The sequence below is a fragment of the Streptomyces sp. NTH33 genome (genome assembly GCF_003236365.1).
Lineage (GTDB): Bacteria > Actinomycetota > Actinomycetes > Streptomycetales > Streptomycetaceae > Streptomyces.
The window spans coordinates 1-398 of sequence record NZ_POTZ01001164.1 but is presented as its reverse complement, the minus strand read 5'-3'; the positions used below and the strand labels follow the sequence as shown (position 1 = coordinate 398).

1 protein-coding gene is annotated in these 398 nt (G+C 50.3%); it reads left to right on the top strand.

The window, feature by feature from the left end; all coding sequences use genetic code 11:
* Positions 1–19: 19 nt before the first annotated feature.
* The coding region (rimP, locus tag C1I97_RS39000; protein WP_220040916.1) for a ribosome maturation factor RimP at positions 20–398 on the top strand (379 nt) is incomplete at its 3' end.

The window sequence follows — 398 nt, the reverse complement described above, 5'->3', positions numbered from 1 at the left end:
CTTTTTTTATGTCTTGGGGGTGGGCTTGTCCACATTAGAGCAAAAATTAACAGAGATGATTACAGCGCCAGTTGAAGCCTTAGGCTACGAGCTGGTCGGCATCGAATTTATTCGCGGTCGCACATCCACACTGCGCATCTATATTGATAGTGAAGATGGCATCAATGTTGATGATTGTGCTGATGTGAGCCACCAGGTAAGCGCGGTGCTGGACGTTGAAGATCCTATCTCCGTGGCTTACAACCTTGAAGTCTCGTCACCGGGTCTCGACCGTCCTATGTTCACTGCCGATCATTATGCGCGTTTCCAGGTTGAAGAAGTCGCGCTGGTTCTTCGCATGGCGGTACAGAACCGTCGCAAGTGGCAGGGCATTATCAAAGCGGTGGACGGTGAAATGA